Annotated in this window: 9 protein-coding genes; 1 reads left to right on the plus strand and 8 read right to left on the minus strand. The window is 41.0% G+C overall.

All coding sequences use genetic code 11. The features are described from left to right. Positions 1-81 precede the first annotated feature (81 nt). Entirely contained in the window at positions 82-321 is a 240-nt protein-coding gene (locus tag WC623_RS18480) for a hypothetical protein (protein ID WP_372853832.1), read from the plus strand. 441 nt (positions 322-762) lie between these two features. On the opposite strand, the gene WC623_RS18485 is transcribed toward WC623_RS18480, so the two are convergent. The 8 genes from WC623_RS18485 to WC623_RS18520 form a co-directional block, all read right to left on the minus strand. After that, positions 763-3276 carry an alpha/beta hydrolase family protein gene (locus tag WC623_RS18485; RefSeq protein WP_372853834.1) on the minus strand — a complete coding sequence of 838 codons (2514 nt, stop codon included), beginning with the start codon at positions 3274-3276 and terminating at the stop codon, positions 763-765. 10 nt (positions 3277-3286) lie between these two features. After that, a complete protein-coding gene (locus WC623_RS18490; protein WP_372853836.1) occupies positions 3287-4654 on the minus strand; it encodes a RagB/SusD family nutrient uptake outer membrane protein in 1368 nt (455 codons plus the stop codon). Positions 4655-4680: 26 nt separating this feature from the next. After that, entirely contained in the window at positions 4681-7971 is a 3291-nt protein-coding gene (locus WC623_RS18495) for a SusC/RagA family TonB-linked outer membrane protein (RefSeq protein ID WP_372853838.1), read from the minus strand. 195 nt (positions 7972-8166) lie between these two features. Beyond that, the gene (locus WC623_RS18500; protein WP_372853840.1) at positions 8167-9366 is read right to left on the minus strand and encodes a FecR family protein; all 1200 of its coding nucleotides are present in this window, start codon (positions 9364-9366) and stop codon (positions 8167-8169) included. A 78-nt stretch (positions 9367-9444) separates the two neighbouring features. Further along, the gene (locus WC623_RS18505; protein WP_372853842.1) at positions 9445-10050 is read right to left on the minus strand and encodes an RNA polymerase sigma factor; all 606 of its coding nucleotides are present in this window, start codon (positions 10048-10050) and stop codon (positions 9445-9447) included. Between the two features lie 185 nt (positions 10051-10235). Continuing rightward, positions 10236-12695: an alpha/beta hydrolase family protein gene (locus tag WC623_RS18510; RefSeq protein ID WP_372853844.1), complete on the minus strand. Its 2460-nt coding sequence runs from the start codon at positions 12693-12695 to the stop codon at positions 10236-10238. Further along, complete coding sequence (locus tag WC623_RS18515; RefSeq protein ID WP_372853846.1) at positions 12682-14067, minus strand: RagB/SusD family nutrient uptake outer membrane protein; 1386 nt, start codon at positions 14065-14067, stop codon at positions 12682-12684. Before WC623_RS18515 ends, WC623_RS18510 begins: the two co-directional genes overlap by 14 nt. 13 nt (positions 14068-14080) lie before the next feature. Continuing rightward, the gene (locus WC623_RS18520; protein ID WP_372853848.1) at positions 14081-17362 is read right to left on the minus strand and encodes a SusC/RagA family TonB-linked outer membrane protein; all 3282 of its coding nucleotides are present in this window, start codon (positions 17360-17362) and stop codon (positions 14081-14083) included. Positions 17363-17586 lie beyond the last annotated feature (224 nt).

Raw genomic sequence — 17586 nt, forward strand, 5'->3', positions numbered from 1 at the left:
TTCAGAAAAGCCACTGATCAAACGCTGGAAGAACTGCAGGAAAAAGTATAAAAAAATGCAAGAAAACTATTAATTTTATAAATGATAACCTTCCAAAAAAACTGTATAGCGAAACCCGTATTAGACCACCTGTATAGTTATTTCAGGACTAGACACAGGACTAGACAAGGCATTGAAATTGGGATTGAACAGGGAATGGAAAGAGGTCGCCACCAAGAAGCTTTAGAAATCGCTCGGGCAATGAAGAAAGATCAATTTTCTATTGAACAAATTTCTAAACTTACCAAGCTTTCTTTTGAAGAGATCGAGGCATTGGTATAGCATTAGGGCTTTATAACAATATTTGCTAAACCGCCGGAGAATATCCTGCGGTTCCATCTTTTGATTTTCTTTGGCTAGCCTTAGCGCTTCTGTTTGGCAGAATAAAAAGCCAAGGCTTTTTCCGGTGCAATTATTTGTTCTTCAAATCATCACCACTTGGTGATATCCAGTTAATACTTATCATTGACCATTATTTCTTTCGTAAATTAGAAAGAGATCGAAGTGATGAGAAGCTATAATAACTTTAAGGACGAAGAACTAACCGCTTTATTAAAAGCCAATGGTTGAAGTACAGTGTACAGATGCATTAGGACCTATTTGTACAGATCTTATCGGAAACGAGTTCTGGGGTTCCGATGACAACGGACTTAGCTGTCCTGTAAGATTATCGTTTATCAACTAATTTAAAAAAAAGACTGTCTTCAAAAGAGACAGTCTTTTTTATTCAAGCCAATCTGGTTTTGCACTATCCTTAAGATGAAAATCAAAATATTGCTTTAAGCGATACTTCAGGTCGTACTTATTTTCCCTATCAAATAAAACATGTTCATCTTCATAAAGAAGCATGGTTACCTTTTTCTGCTGTCTTTTTAATGCTAGAAAAAATGACAACGATTGCTGATAGTCAATCTGTGCGTCTTTCGTGCCAGCCCAGAGAAGTAGAGGTGTACTTATCTTTTGGGCATGATGCAGCGGGCTGTTCTTCAAATAAATTTCCGGTATTTCGAAAAAAGGTTTACCCATGCGCAGGCTGTATTGTTCGTAACGCCAAAACTCAGGACGATAAGAAGCCTTATTCAAAAAATGATACCCCGACACTAGATCAGACAGTGAGGCACCCGATACCGCAGCCCGAAACCTGTTGCTGCCTGTAATTATAAAATTGGTCTCATAACCTCCAAAGGAATGTCCTATCAGAGCAATTCTGTCCTGATCGAGCGAAATACTCTCAACAACCTTATCTAATGCTTCTTCTACAGATCTTTTTGCAGCATCTCCTGTTTCGCCTATCTTATAATATATGTCCGGCTCAAGGACAAAATACCCCTCTTCGGTATAGTTACGCCAGTTAAACCCTATACTACTTACCACCTTGTTTGAAGTATATTTGTGCTGTCCCTTATATTTTTTTTCGTAGATGTCTACTATGGCAGGGTATTTTTTACCCTGATCATAATCTAAAGGATACCTTATCAAAACTCCCCTTTTTTCCCCATCAGTATTTAGCCACTGAAGATACTTGGTTTTGGCAAGAGCTGCAAGCGTATCGGCAGCATTACTGCAATAAAGTACTATTTCCTTTCTTTCCTTAGTGTCGAACATACAAACTACCGGCGGAATGTTTGCCCTTTGTTTTATATAGGTAATAAAATTTCCCGACCGATTTATTTGGCTGTAAGATGCATCATCCTGAATAAGGTTGACAACAACACCTTTACCACCTTCAAGCGCAATCCCTTCTAACGAGTAATCTTCTAAATGGTAATGATACAGCAGCTTTGCCTCTTTTTTTACTATTCTTTCCGAACTCATACTCCATGGTAAATACTTTACGCTGCCATTTGAACTATCCAGACTGTAAACCAAACCTTTCGCACGACCTGAAGTTAACTTCTGAAGTTTTTTCTGAGGAACGTTTAATTTCCATACATCATACGAATCGTTTAAAAACACCTCTGCACCGGCTGTTACATTAAATGTCTTAGTAACGGGACTACAATCTTCCTGTGTACAAAATTCGCTTCCTTCTTCGTAAAAGGCAGCTCTGGCACCTGTAGTTACGTCAGTATATTTATCAGTATCCGTATTGTACAGATGCCAATTTCTATCTTTAAAGTACAAAAGGTCGTTAAAGTGAGCAGATGAAAGCAAGCGTTCTTTGTTACCAGAAAATACAACTGCATCTGTCACAGAGCCTGTTGCCAGATCGTAAACAGAAATATTACGATCTGCACTAATCTTTACATCGTTTGAGCCTTCCGTAACTAAATACAGCTTTAGATTATTACCGATGGTATAATATTGCACTGTGTGATCACCATAAGGAAGTACCCTTATTGTTGAAGCGCCACGAGTTAATATACCCGGATGCAGTCCTTTAAGATGTTTTTTTTCTTTTGATATGATTCGCACATCACTTTGTTTCCAAACCTGCGGCTTCACAGTATCACTTTGCACGTTTACTTGTCTTAAGCCCACAATCCACAGGGAATCACTTAACCTGCGTAATCCATTTAGCGATGCATCAATCTGCCATTGGTTTTCATCCAAAGGAAGTTTACATAACTGTTCAGACTCTATACCTTTGATACCTAATTCTTGCAACCGTATTTCCTTGTCGTCCTTAAATATTATAAAAGCTTTATTGTTTTCCCACACTACTTTATCCCAAGCACGTATGGGATTTTCCGGCACCCAGACTACGTTTCTCTTAAGATTTTTAAGATCTAGCAACCGGTATGTCCCAGCAATATCGTGTAGCAGCACCTGCCTGAAATCATCGGACAGGCTGTATTTCATCACTTGATATGAAGCGACAAGCTTTAAATTATCTGCTTTTCTTAGTTCCAAAAGCTGTTTTTTGCTACTATATACATATAACATACTATAAGCCCCATTATAATAAAATGTATTTACCTGCTTGACGGTATCCCTTAAATTGTCTGTTAAAGAAAATCGGATCAGGTTTTTTGAGGAATCTTTAATGTAAAGTGCATGATCCGTAAGTACGGTACCACCATCTACATTATCAAAACAAGCTATATTTCCAGACTTCAGATTCTTCAATACCAGCGTACGGCGGTTGTCTTCCAGCGAAAAAAAAGTAACGGCGCTACCTGAAGGATTTATCTTATCGTTGACCAACTGTTGCTGACCTTCTGATGAAACCTGCCCTGATACCGGGCAGGTTGTAAATACTAACAAACTAATAATATATGAAAAAAGATGTTTCATAACCGTTTAATTAATAACCAAAGTTCTGTGGCAGCATGTTCGGATTCAACAATAATTCGTTTTCCGGAAGCGGTAGCACCCGGAAGTGTTCCTGCCAGTTTTGTTTGACGATTGATAGATCGTTCATGCGACCCATTCGTTTAAGATCGTAGAAGCGGTGACCAAATTCAGCGAACAATTCCAACCTGCGTTCTTTAAGTATAGCATCAACAGCAGACTGCCTGTCTGTAAAATCCAATCTGGGTAGTCCTGCCCTACTACGCAAAACATCAAGCGAACTGCTGCAGGTTTCCATATCTCCTTGTTCTGCTGTCGCTTCTGCCACTATCAGATACATTTCCTCTATCCTGATAATAACAGAATATTCCAAGGTAGAGGCAGTAGCTGCACGTTGTCTGTATTTAAAAGCATGGGTATTCTGGGGATCTGTTCCAACCTGTTTAACCCACTGTACTTTTCTCTGATCACCTGGATCAAATTCATCAAGCAGAACCGGATGAAGCCTTGCGTTGGGCACAGGGAGCGCTATGAATATATGGGCACCTCCTTCAAGGGTATTCACTCCTTCTACTGCTGTTTTAAACTGCCAGACTGCACTTTTACTTCCTTTCAAAAAAACTTTATCCAGTGCATCACAGTCATATAGGGCGTCATCAATTACCAGCTCCGCGTATGCTCTGGCAGCTGACCAATTTTTTTCATACAGATTTACCCGTGCTAAAAAACCCTGCACGACACGCCGGTTGATGCGTACCTTTTCACCGGAAGGATACAATGGTATAAGCAGTTGCTCTGCTTTCAAAAGATCCTCCTTTACCATTTTCATCACTTCACCCACATCTGTTTTTGCCATATTCCTGTTAACGTTATAATCTGTAGTTTTCACGTAAGGGATATTTCCAAAAGTCTGTGTTAGATAAAAGTGCAGCAGTCCACGTATTGCCAACGCTTCGCCCAACAGTTGGTTTTTAACTTCTACCGAAAGGGCTGTAGAAGCAATTACACCCTCTACCACATTATTTGCTGCATATATCTGGCTGTAGGTATTGTTCCATAGATTCTTGACAGACTGGTTGTTACTCAGCACACTTCCTTGAAAGAAATGCCTGTAACCCGACTCCTGTTGAGAGCGTACTTCCAATTCGTCTGCATAACACCCCAGCAGATAACTGATCCCATCCCTGTTTCCTGAAAGAAATCCGTTATTACGCATGAGCGTATATATATTTGTAAGTGCAGCCGCAGCCATACGTTCGTTGTTAAAGGTCATTTCTTCGCTTACCATATCTTTTGGCAGTTCTTCGTCAATAAACCCTTCACAGGCGGTGATGATCAATACTATAAGCAGTAGCACCGTTTTTTTTCCGAATATTTTCATAATTCTAAGTTTTAAGGATTAAACAGTTAAAAGGCCAATTGAAACCCGAACGCAAGTGTGCGCAAATTGGGAAGAAAACCTACGGTTCCCTCAGGATCCAAGCCTTTGTAGGCGGTTAAAGTGAGAAGGTTCTGCCCTTGAAAGAAAAGTGATGCCCTTAAAGGATTGGTACGACTCATTGAAAAACCATACTGTACCATAGCCGACTTCAGCCGTATGAACGAAGCATCTGCGATTACTGCATCACTGTCTTTATAATATTGATACTGCTGCAAAGCTGGCCTGTTGGCACCTGCAGTAGGAACTTGAAAACTTCCCTGAGTACCTTCGGTAAAATAATCAGCCTGATATACCGGGCGGTTGGATGTACTTCCCAAATAGTTTACACCGTAATCGGGCGTATAAGCATTCTGTTTTACAAACTGCCATAAAAAATCAACAGTCCAGTTCTTATAACGGAAACTATTTTGCAGACCGCCGAAAAGGCGTGCCCCTATGTTAACCGTTGTTTGGCGGTCTGACGCATTCATTACCCCATCCCTGTTTACATCTTCAAATTCAAAAAGACCTATTTCGCGGTTCACACCAAGGTATCTGTAAACCTTTTTAATGGTAACAGGCTGCCCGATCACGTATTGGTTGGCATAGGTAGATCCTTCCAAATTAGGAAAAGAAATCAGTCTGTTACGGGGAGTACTAAAGTTTATACTCGTATTCCATTGAAAATTATCCTTGTCTATATTCTTTGTTCGTAAAGTAAACTCCCAACCCGAATTCTCGACCGTTGCATTTAAATTAGCCTGTACACTGCTGAAACCTGTTGTACCCGGCAACGGGATACCTACCAACTGGTTTGATGAGCGGTTTCGGTACCATGAAATTGACGGTGCCAACCTGCCGTTGAATAATTCTAATTCCAGAGCCGCTTCGAGCTTTTTATTGGTTTCCCAACTGAAATCCGGATTGAAAAGCCTTAGCGGTTCCAGTCCCACATTGCCATCATAATTCGTTCTGCCTACACCGAATGTATTCAGGTACTGGTAGTCACCGATGAGGTCGCTGCCCGCTATACCATAACTTGCGCGCAACTTACCAAAGCTGAGCCACGAAATGTTTTCTAATAACTTTTCACGGCTGAACAGCCACGCTCCACCCAATGCCCCAAAATTGGCAAAACGGTTGTTGGGACCAAAGCGACTGGAGCCGTCTCTTCTACCGGTAATATTTACAATGTATCGTTCATACGCTATATAATTGATGCGTCCGAAAAATGCCATATAAGCGTATCCGGTCTCAGAATCTTTTGTAATTCGCTGTGTCACGGCATTAGCAGCATTAAATATGAAGTCGTCTGATGTAAAGTTGGAAGCCTGTATGGATAATGCCGATTGGAAACGCTTTTCGAATGTACTTCCTATCAGGATTTCCATTTTATGGTTGTCCCATTTCCGTTCTGCAGACAGTTGCGGCTCTATGATCCAGTTCTCTCTTTTTGATGTGGTGCGAAGCATAAAAGAGCTTTCACTACCTATTTTATAAAAAGGATTATTCATAGTGGATGGGTTGGTAAATATTTCTTCTCCCGATGCAGTATTATATCCCATATTTACAGCAGCTTTGATATTTTTAGCGATGCTATAACCAATAACTGTCTGTAAGTTATACGTTCCGGTGGTCTGTAAGAACTTTCCGTTCAGTTTTGCCAGCGGGTTATCAAAGGTGTTATTTTCCCAATTCAGGTTGCCGTTCTCATCATAAAGCGAAGGCGCGTTTGGAGAAAGAAAAATCTGCGGCGTAATATCCGATGCCATGAGGTTGTTTTTCTGATCGCTTTTCTGCACATTTGCCTGCATTGAAAATTTCTCGTTTTTCGAACGGTGGTTTACATTCAGTAAAAAATTAGTGCGTTTATAACCGAAATCGCCCGGAAATACGGTGCCGTCTTTTCGAGTTGATGCACTAAGCATATAGGATGTCTGTGCTGATCCTCCTCCAACTGAAAACTGTGTATTTTGTGATACAGCCTTTCCGCCGATAAACTTCTTTTGCCAATCTGTATGCCTGTTTTTATCCCAGGTTCCATTTAAATCGTAAGCATTCGCAGGGTATTCTGTGACACCATCGTTAGCGTATGCATCACGACGCATCTGAAGATATTGTTGGGTATCCATTAAATCCATGAATTTTGAGACCGTACTAACAGAAGTTGTTGATTGTACAGATAATGTAGTTTTATCCGAACTGCCCTTTTTTGTGGTAATCAATACTACCCCGTTGGAACCTCGGGAACCATAAATAGCAGTAGCATCAGCATCCTTCAACACTTCGATGCTTTCAATATCATTAGGGTTTATACTGTTCAGCGGGCTTACGTTTCCAAGAGGCATTACACCACCAGATATACCGAAATCGCTTGTGCTTTGAGAATTTAAGGGTACGCCGTCAACCATATACAGGGGCGCATTCCCCTCGGTGCGTAAACTGTTACGCCCCCTGATCTGAATATCGAAACCACCCCCGGGGGTACCGCTGCTTTGCGTAATATGTACCCCAGCCATACGTCCCTGCATAGCGGCCAGTGGGTTGGCAACTGGTTGTTGACTGATTTCCTTTGATGTGATCTTTGAAATACTTCCCGTGCGTTCTTTGTCTTTCACAGTATAATACCCTGCATTTATCGTTATTTCATCAAGCTTACTGTCAGCAATTTTCATAGTTAAACTACCCATATCAGCTTTAACATTCAGTTCCAAGGTTTCATAACCGATATAACTAATCAGGAGCTTATCCTTCTCTGCAACATTTTGCAAATAAAAATCTCCTTTTTCATTTGTCTTTACAGATCGGCCACTTCCTTTTATGGCAACTGTAGCCCCAGCTAGCGCTTCCCCGTTTTCTGTTAAAACCTTACCTCTGACCTCAATTTCCAGAAATCTTGCGATCAGCTTATTTAGTAAAGATCTTTCCTTAATTACAATGAATTTGTCTTCAATTGAGAATTGTAATTGTTGGTCCTCGGTTAATTTTTTTAATACAGATTCGATGGGTTCATTTGCAACGTTGATGTCAACGTTTTTTTTCTTTTTGATCAAAGACCTGTTATAAAGGAATTCATAACCCGTTTGATTGTGGATCTCATGAAAAATTTTCTCCAATGATATTTGTTTTCTACTTAAAGTTAGGTGCTGAGCAAAGCCTGAGGCACTAACTTGCATGAGAGAAGCCATTAAAATTACGACGGTTAAGCGCATTATTAGCCAGATTTTAGGGATATACCATTTGGGTATAGCTAGTTTCTTAGTATAAATTTTATACATTTACTTAAAGATTTGGTTATGCAGTTGGCCTATGGTGTCTAAGCTTTCGGCTTTCTGCGATTCTAGTTGATTTTTATTGACTTTTTCCAAATTTGAGCCAGGGGTGTTTCAGCACTTCTGGCTTATTTGTTATTTGTGTTTTTTAATAATTATACTTGCATGTGTTGGGTTTAATTTGGATTTAATATTCTGTTATTATTTACTCACGATTACTTTGTTACCTTCTATCTTAAAATGTACTTCTCCTGTTTTTTCCATCATTTTTAATACAGAGGATATACTTCTTGCTCTATAGGTGATGCCGCCGAGTTCAAGATGGAGTGGGGCAGATGATTCATAAATAACCTCAATGTTGTACCATCTGGCAATTTTTCTCATTACGGTTCTAAAGTCATCATTCCTGAATAAGAACTCCCCACTTTTCCAGGCTATGACTTCCTGCAGGTCGACTTTGGATACTACTAATTGATTGCCATTGGTTAATAGAGATTGCTGTCCTGGTTTCAGAATTATATTATTGTTGTTGCCAGACACTTTTACCGATCCTTCTAACAGTGTGGTTTTGATGCTTTCTTCATCATGGTAAGCATTGACGTTAAAATGAGTTCCCAAAACCTCCACCTGCTGTCCTTTACTTTCTACTACAAAAGGATGGAGGTGATCTTTAGTAATTTCAAAATATCCTTCACCATCAAGTTTAACCATGCGTTTCCCATGCTTAATAAGTTTAGCGGAGTAAGTCAATTTTGAGGCTGCGTTTAACCAAACTTTGGATTTATCCGGTAAGGTTAAAATATAAGTTTCCCCTTTTGCGGTGGTTAAAGTATTGAGGGCGTCTACATGTTGTTGAGTGCCTTTAGTTGGGTTTATTTCATAGATAACTTGTCCATCATCAGTTTTGCTGATACGGATTCCTGCTTCACTTGCGATTTCTCCATTTGCAACATCACTTAGTTTGATCTGTTTTCCATTTGCTAATATTAATGTAGCACCAATTTTTCCTGGGGAGACATCATTTGCATATGTTGTTTTATTTTGATCCAGGGAGGTGTTTTTGTTGAAATAAAATATAGCTGCTACAAATAGAATGGTAATTATAGCTGCAGCTGCAGATATCCATCTAATTGACCTGTATTTTATTGGTTTTGCAGATATTTGTTTTATCTCGCTTAAAGCCGTATGTATGTTGGTGTCAAGCTTGGCAATTGCGTTTTGAAGCTTTTCCGCATCTTCTATATTAATATCTTGCTGCATCTGTTTTTCTATTAACTGCATCAGATGATGGGTATCATGGTGTTCCTCAAAATGATCCAGCATGGATTTAAGCTCATCCGCAGTACAAGAGCCTGAAAGATACTTTTCAAATAAAGAAGCGATGGGTTCCGGACTTTTCAATTTCTGTTTTTTGCAGCTATTACGCTCGAAGATGAAAAAGTCCCTGCTCTGAAAGTAAATATTTTTGAAATATTTACTTTAACGTCCAATCCCATCAATAACTGCAAGGGCAAATGCAGATATGGCCAGGGGAGAGTTGTTGTTTATTTTTGCTTTTAAAAAACGGTTGGCTTTTAATAGATGATCGCTGACGGTTGACGTAGATATGCCGAGAAGTCCACTGACCTCCTGGTAAGATTTACCTTCCAGTTTGCATAAAGTAAATACTTGTTTACGTTGAGGTGGAAGCATAGCTATTACTTGTTCAAAACGTTTACTTTCCTGAGCCTGTATTAAATTTTCTTCGATATGTGAATATAGGGCAGATTGGGTGAGGATCATTTGTGCCTGCAACTTTTTATCTCTGGCGACCCTTCTAAAAAAATCCATGACCATATTTTCAGAAATTCTGAAGATATACGAACGAAATGATTTTTCAGGATCAAGTTGTTTCCTCGTATCCCATATTTTTAAAAATAAATCCTGGGAAAGTTCTAATGCCAAATCCTCAGACCTCAACAATTTTACCAGATTACCTAGAATGCGTAATTTGTAACGGTTATATAATTCAACAAATGCTGGTTCATCTCCATCTTTTAAAAGAATAGTCAGCTCCTGATCGCTGTATTTTTTATAATCTCTCATTCTTTATTTTGCTGTGACTTTAGGCAGGTTGCAAGGGCAAGATTAAGAAAAAAGTATGAGGAAAAGTAAAAAGGCTGAATAGTCCATTTGAAAAAATGAAATATTCAGCCTTCTTACTTGTTTATAGGAATTTCTCGCTACCATAATACAGTTTCCTCTTTGCTGTAAGTAGCAAAGAAAAAAAACTATTTCAACTTCGCATCAAAAAACTTCAGTATCCTGCAACTGAGATCCGTCTGATTCTCTTTTTTTTCCAATGCGTGCGACTCTTTATCATAAAGTGTGAGATAGGCTTCCTTCTTCTGACGCCATAAAGCTTTGTACATTTTCTCACTGTTTCTGTGGTGTACCTGTGAATCACTTGTACCCGACCATAAAAAAAGCGGGGTTGTTATCTTATGTGCAAAACTTAGGGGGTCATTTAACATTATATTCGAATTTCCAACTGGCATCTTACTGCGGTACTGTGCAAATTCAAAAGCAAACATACCGACACCGCCCTTTCCGTGTTCGGTAAAATAGAAATCCATCAGGTCTGAAACACCGGCACCTGCAACAGCTGCCTTGAACCGGTGCGTATGCCCCACCGCATGCATTACCTGAAAACCTCCAAAAGAATGACCGATGACACCAAGCTTATCCGCATTTACTGCCGGTTCTTCTGCAATAACCTTATCCAGCAATCCATCCAGATCGGTCTGAAAACTTTCCAGCACATTGTCATGTGTATATCTGAGATCCGGATAAAGAACGAAATAACCATTCTGAGTGTAAAGTGCTGCATTAAAACCCGCATGATTCTCCAATGTTGGAAGCCTGAACTTATTAATCTCCTGTGCTTCGCGTTCATAAAGCGATACTATCAGCGGATATTTTGCACCCGGTTTATAATCTGTAGGATACAGCAGTGCACCTTTAATCCGATTTGCGGTACCTTCTAAAGTAATCACTTTTGTTTTACCAAAATTTACCGTATCAGACTGTTTATCAGATGACCATGTTTTACCGGTCTTTAAATCATGTCTTACAAAGTACGGAAATTTATTAAAACTCTCGGCTTTATACACCAAATATTTTTCTGTAAGTTTCGTATAATCAAATTGTTGGTTTGCAAAACCGCATATCTCAAATAGCCTTTTACAATTTAAGAGATACAATGCCTGTTCTTCCACTGTATGTCTGTAAGCAGTTAAAACGAACTTATTTCCAGACGGTATTATTTTAGTCTCGAACCTAGGATCGGAAATAAACGACTTGGGCAGTGTTTTTTCTACAGCGTGTCTGAATACCGTTTGGGTTGTAATACCCGCTGTGAGGACTTCAGCTGAAGACCCATCTAGTGCAAGCCGCCATATATCGTATTTGCTGTATATCAGCAGATCCCGCCCATCCGCAGACCAGCCCATCGTTTCATAATGCCTGACACTGTAAGGATAATTTGGTAAGGTGTTTTCGAACTCCGCCGCCACTTTACAGGTAAGACACCTTTTTTCCATAGTACCTATATTGTAAGACCACCAATTACCTTCTTTAAAATATGCCAGATATTCTGCATGAGGTGCCACGAGCAACTGTCTGTACAGCAAGGGCATTTTACGTTCTATAAGTACTTCATCTATGCCCTTACCGCTTATGTAATAATCTGCATAAGAGAGTCCGTTGTGATCTCTGGGATCATACTGATCGGTTTTGATTCCGATGTATCTGTCAGGGTGTGCGGTAGGTACCATTTCTGAAAAGCCCGGTTCTGCTAAAGCATATACTTCCTCTTTTAAAGTATTCCAAACCATACGTTTGTTTTGTGGGACGGTAGATTCGGCTTTCAAAGATTCGGCAAACGATACCGCTTTACCTGTTGCGACTTGCGGTACGCTCAACGTGTTGAAATACACTTTCCCGTTACGGCTGTCAAGAGATATACTGTTTACGGCAATATCTTTCACGAAGACCGTTTTTATTTTGTCCATTGATTGTTTTACTGTAACATTTTGTGCAAAAAGTTGTGTACTACCATCTGCCTTTTCGACCGCTATGACAAAAAAGTTATCGTCCGGATTGTAAACTACTCTTTTTAATTTTCCGCTAAACCTTAGCAGTTGCTGTTGCTTCCAGTCGCCAATATTGAGTGTGTACACCGCCGTACTGTCTGCTACTTCCGTTGTATATATACCCCAATTCTGTGACGTGTGAAGCTGAAAAAATGCTACCTGACGTATCGGCTTCCTGTTTTTACCATTTATTGATGTATATCCAATTTCACCTGCCTTTTTCCATAAAAGTCCCTCGTTGCCATGCCACACAGCATATTCTTTAGGGTCGAACCTTTTTGAGTGATCTCGTTTCAAATCAAACAGGATATCCGCCCCCTCTTTCTTCACAGCAAGAAGGTGCGCATCTAAAAAGTTAAATGAAGACACACCAGTGAATACCTTCTCTATCCCATTGCGTGTATTTACTACAAAAAGGCTGTCCTGTGCACCGGATTTGATGTAGGTAAACCAATCTCCTTTTTCAGAGAATTTACCCTGCCCCTGTTTTTTCCATACAGAAAAACGTTTGTTTATAGCATTACAGTCAGCTTGTGCAAAACATCCGGATGCCGTAGCAAAAAAAAGAATGGTGCCTAAAAATCTAATAACCTTCATTTTGCGGAAGCAGATTAGGGTTTAACATCAGTTCCGCCTGTGGCAGCGGCAGTTTTGCAAACGATTTCTTCCAAGATGGCTTTGCCTTTAGCATTTCCTGTTCAAGTGTTCCGGTACGCTTCAGATCGAAAAAACGATGTCCGAGCTCGCAAAAGAACTCATGTCGGCGTTCATCCAACAACAGCTTTTTCCAGTTCGTAGGTAGCTCTGTAAAAGGATTAAGTCCGTAGCGTTCGCGTATCCTATTCCAACCCTTTAGTGCGGCCGCATTATTTCCCAAATACAGGTCTGCTTCCAAGCGTATCATTAGCATTTCTTCGAGCCTTAGCAGCACCGAATGTTCTTTTGTTGCTGCCGAAGGGACTTTTTCGCGGTATTTAAAAGCGTGGTAATACGGTGCATTTTCTGTGCCCATCTTTTTGATCCACAATTCCTTGCGAAGGTCTCCCTGTTCGAAACTTGCTACAAGATTTTCCGAGAGGCTGCGCGAGGTAGGAGTTGCACCGGTGACAATGTAGATTAGTGCTTCGTGTGTATTTGCACCTTCCACACCGGGCTTCAAACTCCAAATAATACTTTTACCACCCTTGAGAAACGTATCTTCTACCGGCTGGTCAACCGAGAAACCGGCTGCTATTACGCCACTGCTATACTCCAATGCCTTGTCGTACTGTTGTGCGTAGAGGTACAGACGTGCCAGAAGTGCATCTACAGCATATTTTGAAGGCCGGGTATTTACCGGAGCAACAGCCGTTTCCAATAGTGTGCCAGCCTGCACTAAATCCTCTGCAAGCAGTCTGTACATATCCTTTACAGGTGTTTTTGCCACCGTTTTGTTGATGCGGTAATCTGTAGACGTTACATAAGGAATATTACCAAAAAGCTGCAAAAGGTAAAAATGCACAAACGAGCGTATAAACAATGCTTCTCCGGTAAGCTGATCCTTAGAGGCTTTGGCAAACGCATCGGACTGCGCCACTCCGTCGATCACCCTATTGCACTGATATATTATTTTATAGGAATCGTTCCATAAAGTCTGTACAGCCGCATCGGAGGGAGTAAGTGCGTTGGTAAAGAAAGTGTTTTCTGCAATACTGCCTACCTGCCAGTTTACAGATTCATCTGCATACATTCCCATAAGGTTTCCTATACCGGGAATTGTACCCGTAGTAAGTACACGGTCTCTCAGTGAAACATAGTTTTCCAGCAGTGCTGCTTCCGCGGTGACCTTGTCGTTAAATACAGCGTCAGCTGTGGTTTCGGTCACGGGAAGATCGGTTTCCACAAATTCTTCACAAGCTGTGAATGCCACCGAACATAATAGCACTGCCATCAGGAGCGGTATCCCATTTCTGTATATATTTTTCATCATCAGTATATTAAAGTTAATAGTTAAGAACAAAACCTGCAGACCACACCCTTAAAGGCGGCAATGAGGTAATTCCCTGGCTTTCGGGATCAAGTCCTTTGTAATTTGTCCACGTAAAAACATTTTGTCCGGAGATGTAGATGCGGCCTGAAAGTTTTGAAGCGAATACATTGGGAATACTATAGGCAAGCGTAACATTTTTTAGACGAATGAACGAAGCATCCGTAAAAGCCTGCTGACTTTGAACGTACCTGCTATAGGCAGCATTCAAGACATTATTATAACCTGCAGAAGGCTTCTGTGCCGAAACAATTACGGCATCTGACGGCTGATTGGTAAATGTTCCGGGCATGCCATATCCCAGTGCATGATTAGTACCCTGTTGTTTTACAGCATGAAATAGAAGATCAAGCGACCAGTTCCGGTACGATGCCTCAGAGCCGATGCCTGCCGAATAGCGCGGCGTAAGATCAACGATCCTCTTTTTATCGTCGGCCGCATTCCACACACCGTCACCATTTACATCGCGGAAGGTATATGCTCCGGAAACCGGGTCGGTTCCTGTGTAGTCGTACACATAAATCATGGAAGTAGGCTGCCCTAGCGCATACATATTTTTATAGGTAGAAGCTTCCAATCCTGGAAATTCCAATAGTTTGTTGCGGTTGCTGCTCCAGTTTCCAAAAAGACTCCAATTCCAATCATTACCAGAAAGTACACGGTATTTAAACTCCAGCTCCCAACCGGTATTTTCTACCTCTGCGGGTAAATTTGCCAGCACCGTAGCAAAGCCCGTAGTTCCCGGTAGAGGTACACCCACAAGCTGGTTATCCGAAACATTTCTGTAGTAAGCAGTAGACAGGCTAACGCGGTTGTTAAAAAGCGACAGTTCTATTGCGGCTTCCATTTTACGGTTTGTTTCCCAACTGAAATCAGGATTGTAAAGGCGTGCCGGTGCCAGCCCGCCACCTTCGTAAACACCACCAGAGTACTGATAGGTATCAAGGTATTGGTAATCGCCGATTCGGTCACTTCCCGTTATTCCGTAACTTCCACGCAGCTTTCCAAAACTTAACCAACTACTATTCTCGAATATCTTTTCACTGCCGAACAACCATGCAGCCCCCACCGCACCAAAATTGCCCCAGCGTTTGTTGGGACCAAAACGGCTGGAACCGTCGCGACGCCCTGTTATATTTACTACAAACCTGCCGTCATACAGATAATTTAAACGCGTAAAGACTGCCTGATAGGCATATTCGCTGACCGTATTGCTTATAATCCGCAGTGTTTTTGCTGCCAGAAAGTTCTGTATTTGTGCATCAGAACCAAAATTAGAGGCCCGCCATACCTGCTTTGCATTCTGTTGTTTTAAAAAAGTAGTTCCGACCAACGCAGTTACCTTATGCCTGCCGAACTGTTCTTCGAAGTGCAGCTGAGGTTCCAGGTTCCATACACTTGCCTTGGTGATGCCCTGCATACTGCTGGAGTTGGCACTGGTAAGTCCCATTGCTGGATTGTAAATGGTATGCGGAATAATTTTCCATTCGTCACCGTTCATTTCGTTATAGCCCGCAACCGCTTTGAATGTAAGGTTGCGTGTTATTTTACCTTCCAGATTCCATGCGGTAAGCCACTGTACATTTTTTGCCTTATAGGTCTGGTTTGTCCACCGCAGTGGATTATTCCACGTACCATTCTCCCAGTTCAGGCTGCCATCTTGATTGTACAATGCAGGTGCATTTGGAGCCAGTGTAAGGGCATCTCTGGTTAAGTCTACACCAAGCAACCGGTTATCACTTTCGCCTCTTACAAACTGGGTGCTGATTTTCCAGTTTTCATCAGCGGTAGTGTGGCCGAACTGCGCCAGCAGGTTTTTCCGTTTGTTACCGTAGTCCCCGGGAAACACCGTACCGTCTTTTGCAGTACTTACCTGCACCATAAAACTATTGTGTTTGTCGCCTCCGCGCAAGCTTGCAGAAACCTGCTGGTTTACCGCCTTTCGCCCTATCAGTTCCCGCTGCCAGTCTGTATACCGCTCAGCGTCCCATGTACCTTTTACATCGTATGCATTTGCTGGGAATTCCGTAATACCATCGTTTGAAAAGGCATCACGGCGCATCTGCAGATATTGCCCCGTTTTCATTAGGTTCATAAAATTTGGTACAATACCAATTGCAGTATGGCTTTGTAAAGAAAATACCGTTGGCTGGCTTGTTCCTTTTTTTGTTGTTATAAGTACGACACCGTTTGCACCACGCGAGCCGTAGATTGCGGTTGCATCTGCATCTTTCAATACTTCAATACTTTCAATATCGTTCGGATTGATCAGCTGCAGTGGATTGTTTGCCGTATTGCGTAGAATTTCCACTGAGAGATCTCCCGTACTGTTACTTTCGCTTAAAAACGGTACACCATCAACGATATACAGAGGCGCATTACCCTCAGTGCGTAAACTGTTACGCCCCCTGATCTGTATATCAAAGCCACCTCCAGGGGTACCGCTGCTCTGCGTAATATGCACCCCAGCCATACGTCCTTGCATAGCGGCCAGTGGGTTGGCAACTGGTTGTTGTCCAATTTCTTTAGACGTGATCTTTGAAATACTTCCAGTACGTTCTTTGTCTTTTACGGTATAATAACCCGCATTTACTGTGATTTCTTCAAGCTTACTGTCAGCAATTTTCATAGTTAAGCTTCCCATATCAGCTTTAACATTCAGTTCCAAGGTCTCATAGCCGATATAACTAATCAGGAGCTTATCCTTCTCTGCAACATTTTGCAAATAAAAATCTCCTTTTTCATTTGTCTTTACAGATCGGCCACTTCCTTTTATGGCAACAGTAGCCCCAGCTAGAAATTCTCCGTTTTCTGTTAAAACCTTACCTCTAACCTCAATTTCTTGAAATCGGCTAATAATCTGATCTAACACAGAAGGCTCTTTTTTCTTTTTAATTGTCACTATAGTTCCATCGATGTAGTACTGAAACTTGAAGTCTTTTAATACTGTATTTAACGCTTCTTCAATAGTTGCGTTATCTAGCTGTATGCTAACTTTCTGGTGCTGGGGAATGATTTTGAAATCGTAAAAAATGTCAAATCCACTCTGTAACCTGATTTCTTTCAGTACAGATGTGAGCGAAGCATTTTTTTGATGGACGGTAATGCGCTGACCGAACGTAGCGGCACTAACTTGAACAAGAGATGCGATAAGTATTACGACGATCAGGCGCATAACCAGGCATATTTTTTGGTAGAGTCGCCGGGACCCACCAGGTTTAGTATAATTTCGATACATTTGTTTTGATTGGTTGTATGCAACTTGCCCTTTGCTTCGAAACGGAAGGCAGCTGCGGTTTAACAGATTGATATTTTAATATTAACTGGCCATTCATACACCAGAAGTGCTAGTTACACTTCTGGTTTTTTATTTTATGGCAGGTTTAATTTACCCTTAGGCTTGCCGTCGTAGTGTTTTTATCATTTTTTAGTTTGTTTTTGGTTTATAAATAATCGTGTTAA

This window comes from Pedobacter sp. (genome assembly GCF_041645105.1).
GTDB lineage: Bacteria > Bacteroidota > Bacteroidia > Sphingobacteriales > Sphingobacteriaceae > Pedobacter.

Bases quoted from the DNA above. Each gene is read 5' to 3' on its own strand.
- WC623_RS18480 (WP_372853832.1), top strand. From the start codon at position 82: ATGATAACCTTCCAAAAAAACTGTATAGCGAAACCCGTATTAGACCAC.
- WC623_RS18485 (WP_372853834.1), bottom strand. From the start codon at position 3,276: ATGAAACATCTTTTTTCATATATTATTAGTTTGTTAGTATTTACAACC.
- WC623_RS18490 (WP_372853836.1), bottom strand. From the start codon at position 4,654: ATGAAAATATTCGGAAAAAAAACGGTGCTACTGCTTATAGTATTGATC.
- WC623_RS18495 (WP_372853838.1), bottom strand. From the start codon at position 7,971: ATGTATAAAATTTATACTAAGAAACTAGCTATACCCAAATGGTATATC.
- WC623_RS18505 (WP_372853842.1), bottom strand. From the start codon at position 10,050: ATGAGAGATTATAAAAAATACAGCGATCAGGAGCTGACTATTCTTTTA.
- WC623_RS18510 (WP_372853844.1), bottom strand. From the start codon at position 12,695: ATGAAGGTTATTAGATTTTTAGGCACCATTCTTTTTTTTGCTACGGCA.
- WC623_RS18515 (WP_372853846.1), bottom strand. From the start codon at position 14,067: ATGATGAAAAATATATACAGAAATGGGATACCGCTCCTGATGGCAGTG.
- WC623_RS18520 (WP_372853848.1), bottom strand. From the start codon at position 17,362: ATGTATCGAAATTATACTAAACCTGGTGGGTCCCGGCGACTCTACCAA.